This window comes from Sphingomonas sp., from assembly GCF_048595155.1.
GTDB lineage: Bacteria > Pseudomonadota > Alphaproteobacteria > Sphingomonadales > Sphingomonadaceae > Sphingomonas_I.
On sequence record NZ_JBMDXN010000025.1, the window covers coordinates 25,394 to 32,642 of the forward strand.

Consider the following 7,249-nt stretch of genomic DNA (forward strand, 5'->3'; position numbering starts at 1 on the left):
GGCGGTCCGACGAAGCGGTCGAAATCAGAAATGCGCGGTCGCGGAAACCTCGAAGCGGCGGCGGCGCGGGTCGCCATAAAAGCTGTAGCCAAAATCCGATTGGCTCACGATCGGCGGCCGGTGATCGAACAGGTTCTGGATATTGAAGCCCAATTCCAGGCTGCGTGCCCTCCCGCCGGACACCGGAATGTCGAACCGGTACGCCATGGTAACGTCGAAATAGACTTGCGCGGGAATGCGGATGCCGGGCAGGTCGAGCGCGCCCTGATCCGCTTCGCCGGGCGCGCCATCGGCCGCTGCGATGGCGACATATCTGCCATAATATTGTCCGTTGGCGCCGATCGTGAACGGACCCTTCTCCCAATCCACGCCGGCATTGCCGCGCCATCGCAGCGGCCCGTCCACAAAGCCTACATAGTCGATGGCGCTGCGTTGCGGATCGGTGCGTCGCCGGAGGCGCGGCTGCCAGCTTGCGGCCCCGTAGATCCTGATCGCAGCCTCCCGGCCGACGCGGAAGTCGCGGTTCACGCTGATATCCAGCGCGTCGATAATGGTGTGACCGATATTGAAGGCGGTCGTGTCGACCTGCGTGACCACGCCTCCGGTAAAGCCCAGGGCGGCGTCCGCCGGCGTCAGCGCGGCCCGCACGACACGATCGGGATAAAGCGCCTCATTGGCCAGGAAATAATCGGGACGTCCGGGATGGAGGCGGACGATCTCACCGTGTTTGTCGATATGGGTGAAGTCCAGCGACAATCGCGTGCGATTTCCCCCTTCGGGATTGATGACGATCCCGGCCGACAGGGAGCGCGCCCGCTCCGGCCGCAGGCGGACGGATCCGCCTTCGTAGAGGGTGAAGGGCGCCTCGCTGCCCACCACGCGATCGCCGCGGCGGGGATCGATGGCGAGGCCGTACGGAAAATCGATACGGTAGGATTCGGAGAGAAGCTGCTGCGGCGTCGGCGGCAGAATGCCGGTGGAGATGCTCGCCCGCACCATCACATGGCTCTGCGGGAAAGCGCGCAAGCCGGCGGTATAGGCAGCCGCCGCCTGACGGGCCTTTAGATGGGCAGGTGCTTCGAAGAGGATGTCGGGAACATAGGAGCCAGGCTCCTTCGGCACCGATGTCCGGTTGTCATCATACCGCACTGCCAGCTGCAGCTCCAGCCCGCGCAAGGCGGCAAGCGAAGCGTCACGCGCCACGACCGGTGCTCGAACCTCGCCGTACAGAGAGCCGACCGTTTGCGTGAAAGAGGGGTAGAGAAAAGCCGGTCCGTCGCCGAGCCACCTCTTGCCTACCGGCATTTTCTCACGCCGGCCCTCTGCCAGCAAGGTTAGGTAGATTTCCCCCGCTTTCGTCGTCGCGAGCGGGCCTGCCAGCCGCAAGCTGGCATCATAGAAACGGTCGCGGATTACGACACGTTCATCATTCGGTATTTTCTCATAGGCGTGAAGTGCCGCCACGAAATTGTCCCAGTTGCCGAAGGGATCGGGCGTGGGTTTTCCGCCGGGGCCTGGGGTTCCGGACATGATGGCGAGATTGAAGTCGGTGCTCAGGAAGGAACTGGCACGATCGATGACGTTCCGCACCGAACCGAGGGTAACATTCACGTCCGCCTTCCACGCGCGCGGCAATTGAACGACAAGCCCCGCCGCCAATCTCGCCGTGCGCAGGCGATTACGCACCAATGTCTCGTCTCCCGGCAGCGGCAAGGTGACCAGCACTGGCTGTGCAAACGGGTTGTTGGGCGCGCTGGCGAGGACCGTCGCGATTTGCCCGTAGACCGGTCCTTCTCGCGCCCGGCCATCATTGTTCCAGCCGATCAGGTCGATGAAGGCTTCGACATTCTCGCCGAAATGATGGCGCACGTTGAGCAGGAGCGAGGTCGCCGCTGTATCGCTGTTGATGCTGCGCATCACGCCGCTGCCATCTGGCGCGAGGCCGCTTTGCGCCTGTCCCGCTCTGGCAGTGAGCGTCGCCACGCCATCCGTGGCGACCCCGCCATAGCCTATCGGCAATGAGGTGAATGCCGATCCCAATGTTGCGCCGCCGACGGCCGGTTTGAAGGTGAGGGGGCCGGTGAGCACATTCTGGATCAGTAGCGCGTCGGCGGGGGTATTGGTTCGGACCACGAGCAAGGGATTTTGGGCAATCGCAATCCGCCGCGCGGCGACCGCATAACCTCGATCGCCGAAGCGAAGGCCCTTGGCCGCTGCGTGGGAGGCAGCGATCATCACGTCCGTACGGCCTGCGTCGGGCGTAAAGCCCAGCCGCGCGTCGATCCTGCTGAGCGGAGCGTCGCCACGCCCGCTGACCCCACGCGTGATGCTGAGATCGCCCCCGCGATAGTCACGTCGAAGCACGACGTTGACGACGCCACCGGTTGCGCCCGGCCCGTATATTCCGCCAGCAGTCGCGGTGAGGGTTTCAATTCGCTCGATGGCGAACAGCGGGAGGCCGTTCAGATCGGGTTGCCGCATCGACAGATCGAATGCCGGCGAGGGGAGGCTGGGCATCCGTGCGCCATCGATCAGGATCAGCGTCTGGTTCGCGCCCAGTCCGTGCAGATCCGCCTCCGAACGATTGCTCGCGGATTCACTGATCGGATCGTGCGAGGCCGCTTGCGCTTTGGCATTGCTGGGCAGCCGTGTGCGCAAGAACTGATCGACCGTGTTGGTGTGGGAGGCGAGGATCTGGCGCCGTGTTGAGACCTGGTACGGCTGGATGTCGTTCTCGCTACGGCGGATATCCGAATTCTGGGTGCGGCGGCCTATCACCAGGATTTCAGGTATAGCCGGGGCGTGATCCGCGGGGGCGGGAACGATCAAGATCGCCCCTCCGGCGGTGTGGCGGAATGACAAGCCGGATCCTGCCAAGACCGCTCGCAACGCGTCATCCACGCGCAAGGCGCCGGATACGCGCGCGCTGCGGCGGGACGAGACGATGTCCGGCGAATAGAGCAGCTCGAGTCCGGTCTGCTCCGCCAGCGCGTCGAGCGCCGTGGAAAGCGGTCCGGCTCTCAACAGGATCGTGTGGACCGCGTCGGAAGACTGTCCGGCGGCAGTTGTCACCCACAGCGCCGCCGCAGCGACGGTCAGGCCGAATTTAAGCCATCTGTGCAAAGAGATCCCCTTGTGCACAGCCTATCGGTCCAAACATAGATTGCAACGTCGCCGCTAAAGCGGGCACGCGATCAGGGGGCAGCCGGGCCCCGCAGCTGCGCGGCAAGCGCTTGAACCTTTCTCAAGACCGCGCCAAGGTCATCCGCGGGGGACCTCATGATACATCTTGCACATCTGTGCATTGCACTGGCCATCCCGGCCCTGGCGACTGCTGCCGCCGCAAGTGATGTGTGCAGCGTGGCTGCCATTGCCGAGCTACCTGTTACCATGTCGGGTCTGCGCCCGCTGGTGCACGCCGAAATCAATGGCAAGACGGCGAAGTTCACGGCCGACAGCGGTGCCTGGTTCAGTGTGATCTCGCCCGGTAGTGCGGCAGAATATGGTCTCAAGCTGCAGGCTGTGTCGCCACGCTTCGTCCTCAAGGGCGTTGGTGGCTCAGTACGGCCCAGCGTGACGACGGTAGATACGTTCACCATTGCCGGGGCTCCTGTGCGCAACGTGCAGTTCTTGGTCGGCGGGAGCGAGTTTGGTTCGGTGGGGCTCCTTGGCCAGAACATCCTGGCGCTGGGCGATACCGAATTCGATCTCGGTAAAGGCATGATCCGCCTGATGCGTAGTCAAGGCTGCGCGGACGGCAATCTCGCTTATTGGGTGCCGGTCGGCGGCAACTACTCCATGCTGGAGACGGAACGGATCGATGGCGAGCGTCCGCATATTATCGCGACCGTCTCCATCAACGGCATGAAATTGCGTGCTATGCTTGATACCGGCGCCGGGACGTCCTTCGTGTCGCTTCGCGCCGCCGCGCGAATTGGCCTTAAGCCTGGTGGCGCCGGTGTGCGGCCAGCCGGTGTGACGCATGGCGTAGGACGTGTACCGGTGACCACATGGATCGGTCCGGTTGCCAGCATCAAGATCGGCGACGAGGAAATCCGGAACACGCGCCTGCGCTTCGGGGGCGATTGGGACGAGACCGATATGCTGCTTGGTGCCGATTTCTTCCTGTCGCACCACGTCTATTGGAGCAACCGGCTGCACAAGGTGTTCTTCACCTATAATGGCGGTGCCGTATTCGACCTGCGCTACCTCGATGATGAGGAGCAGGACATCGAACCTGACAAGAGGCCGGCAGCGGCGCCGCTGAAGACGGTCGCCGACGAATTGCAGCCGGAAGACGCCGCCAGCTTCGCCCGACGTGGCAACGCTCGCGCCTCACGCGGGGATCTCGCCGGCGGACTTGCCGATCTCGATCGCGCGGTGGCGATCGCGCCCGAAGACGCCGATCTGTTGTGGCAGCGGGCATCGCTCCACCAGCGCATGCGGCAGTCGTCCCTGGCGCTGGCGGACGCCGATCATGTTCTGAAACTTCGGCCTGACGATGTCGACGCGCTGCTGATGCGGGCACAACTCAGGCGCGCCGCAGACGAAGAAGCCGATATTCGGGCCGATGTCGATGCAGCATCAGCCGCCGCGCCGGCATCGTCCGATCGGCGGCTCAGCATCGCTCACTTTTACGAAGACCTGGGCGAATATGACCGTGCCGGCACCGAATTCGGACGCTGGATCGCCGCCCATCCGACCGACGTGCGCAAGGCGGACGCGTTGAATGGTCGTTGCTGGGTGCGTGCGCTCGCGGGGACGGAGCTGGATCGCGCGTTGAAGGATTGCAATGCGGCCCTGGCGTTACGGCCGCATCAGGCCGGCTTTCTCGACAGCCGGGGCCTCTTGCACCTGCGGATGAAGGATTATCCAAAGGCAATCGCGGATTATGATGAGGCGCTGAAGGGCGCGCCCGACCTGGCGTGGTCCCATTATGGCCGCGGTATAGCCCGGCTTCATCTTGGCCAGAAGGAAGCGGGCGAGGAGGATCTGGCTACGGCACACAAGCTGGATCCGAAGTTACGCGCGTTCGCTGCGAAACTGGCGATAATGCCCTAAGCCGGTCTGTCAGCCTGCCGGACCAGGCACCTTCGCACGGTCCATGCGTGGCGTCCGTCCCGACGCGCTGCAGCAATCGAGCCCGTGATTATTGCGGCACCGTCCTGGCGACGTTGTCGGCTCCGATGCCGAAGCGGCTCACCGATCTTGGCCCGACGGCTGCCGGCAGGTTCGCGATGCAATCAGCATTTCCGCGCGCTGGCCCGCTCCATATTCCGCAGTTGCGGCGAGGCGGTATCCGCGAACGATTTGCCGGACCTTATCCCGATTTCCGGCAGCGGTTAAAGCTAATATAGATCAAGAAAAGGTGCATCGCCCCATCCGGTGTCTGCGCGCCACGGCTGTCCAGCAGGGTTCGTCGATTGGCACCTCGGCGCGGTACGGCAACCCGGGGACAGGATATGCGTGTGAGCAGCGATGGGCGCCATGTGCCCCCGAAATGGCCGGCCGTCATGCGTGCCCCGGCTAGGGAAGGATGTCACGCTGCGCCGCTCACGCCCCTGATTGTGGGACCGCGATCGCCGACACGATCCTGTTGGATGGTCGCCGGTGAAATGCGGTGCTGGCGTTTTTCGCAGCCGTGCAGGCGGCGATCCGTATGACCAGCCGCTTCGCCAGTGCGATCTCGCTCGTTCATACGATACTCGAACGCTTGGCCATCTGCGCCTGTGGGACCTGCCCGACGGCGGCTTCGATAGAAGCGGCAGATCTGCTTGGCCAAGATCCATTGCGCGGCAAGAGCGGCGAGAATGACGCCTCTACCAATGCGGCGGCGAGCGGAGAGGGTGACGACGCCTAGATAAAGTCCGTGCGCTCCATGAGGAGGGATGCCTTGCCGTGAAGAATATGTTCGTCCGTCAAGCGGCCGGATCGGGCAATTGTTTCTCCATCACGATCAGTTCCAGATCTGGCCGCAAGGGGCGGCCGACCTCGGGATTGTCGTAGGGAAAGGGCAGGATCTCCCCGGTCGGCGCATAGCCCCGACGCTGATGCCATGCGATCAGCGCTTCGCGCTGCTTGATGACCTCCATCCGCATGCGGGTGACGCCTGCGGCCATTGCCTGCCGTTCCACCTCCTGTTTGATCGCCTTTCCGCTGCCCGCTGTTTGCGTGTCGGGATCCACGGCCAGCATCGACGTATGCCACGCGCCGTCCGGATCCACGGCGACATGGATGCAGCCGATGATGGCGCCGCGATGTGTCTCGCGCAGGATCACGATCCGCCCCCGCTGTAACATCTCTCGCACGCCGCCTTCGCTGATCCGCTGACCGGCGAGAAGCTCCCGTTCGTTGGTCCAACCATCCATGCCGTTCGAAGCACGATAGGCACGGTTCACCAAGTCTGCGATCTGGGAAGCATCGCTTGACTGCGCATCTTCGAAAAGCATTCGGATAACCTTGCAGATGGCGAAGCGATCATCGGACAACTCCACAGTTCGCGCCGCATGACGTGGGGACAGGACGCGTTTTCGCGGGCATCCTGCGTACGGCCGCTGTCTAACCTGAGGGACGACAAAGTCAGCCAGGGATCGGTCCGGATCGGATGCCGGGTGTGAGGCAGCAGGTGGGAACGTAGCGTTTCTGCTGAAGGCACATGTCGGTATCGGTCGTTGGCGGATGCGGCCGGTCAGCCTATGCCCCGCGTCGTGATGTCAGGAGCCGCAATGGATCGTACCGAAAGCCATCATCCAGCCAGGGGGCTGATCGTCGTACTTCGACTTTTGACGCTGCTGCCGTTCGCGACCGGTGCTGGCGATCTACTCGCTGGCACGACCCTGCTTCAGCAAGCCGGCGCCAGTCTCCCCGACGTCGCCGCGCGTGACGCCACGCTGAACAACCAGATCGCATTCTGGGGGACGATGTGGCTTGGCTACGGCGTCCTCCTATGGTGGGCCACGAGAGATCTTGCCGGGCGGGCACCTGTTGCACGCTTCCTGATTGCCGCATTGTTTGTCAGCGGGTTGGCAAGGGCATATTCTTCGGTGCGCTATGGGCTCCCGGCGATGCCGCTGGTTGCCGCGATGGTGCTCGAACTCTTTCTTTCGCCCATTCTCTACTGGTGGCTCAGCCGCACCTTTCCTCAGCGCAGCGTGCCTGTGCAGGGTTGAGGCAAGGCCTGAAGCAATCTCACTTTGTAACAATGCGATTGCTTGCTACGCGCAGGCCATGAAGAAGCTTCCTTTGCTCG

Annotated in this window: 5 protein-coding genes; 3 read left to right on the forward strand and 2 right to left on the reverse strand. The window is 63.4% G+C overall.

The features are described from left to right. Window positions 1–24: 24 nt before the first annotated feature. Window positions 25–3,123, reverse strand: coding sequence for a TonB-dependent receptor (locus tag ACOJSI_RS04515; RefSeq protein WP_420137068.1), 3,099 nt, complete (start codon window positions 3,121–3,123; stop codon window positions 25–27). Window positions 3,124–3,279: 156 nt separating this feature from the next. Between ACOJSI_RS04515 and ACOJSI_RS04520 the strand changes: the two genes are divergently transcribed. Then, on the forward strand, window positions 3,280–5,061 hold the full coding sequence (locus tag ACOJSI_RS04520) for a retroviral-like aspartic protease family protein (RefSeq protein WP_420137069.1): 1,782 nt from the start codon (window positions 3,280–3,282) through the stop codon (window positions 5,059–5,061). Window positions 5,062–5,620: 559 nt separating this feature from the next. Then, the gene (locus tag ACOJSI_RS04525; RefSeq protein WP_420137070.1) at window positions 5,621–5,860 is read left to right on the forward strand and encodes a hypothetical protein; all 240 of its coding nucleotides are present in this window, start codon (window positions 5,621–5,623) and stop codon (window positions 5,858–5,860) included. Between the two features lie 58 nt (window positions 5,861–5,918). Here the strand turns inward: ACOJSI_RS04525 and ACOJSI_RS04530 are convergent, their stop codons facing one another. Beyond that, window positions 5,919–6,398 carry a GNAT family N-acetyltransferase gene (locus ACOJSI_RS04530; RefSeq protein WP_420137071.1) on the reverse strand — a complete coding sequence of 160 codons (480 nt, stop codon included), beginning with the start codon at window positions 6,396–6,398 and terminating at the stop codon, window positions 5,919–5,921. Between the two features lie 327 nt (window positions 6,399–6,725). Between ACOJSI_RS04530 and ACOJSI_RS04535 the strand changes: the two genes are divergently transcribed. Further along, window positions 6,726–7,169, forward strand: coding sequence for a DUF4345 domain-containing protein (locus tag ACOJSI_RS04535; protein WP_420137072.1), 444 nt, complete (start codon window positions 6,726–6,728; stop codon window positions 7,167–7,169). The last annotated feature ends 80 nt before the right edge of the window (window positions 7,170–7,249 follow it).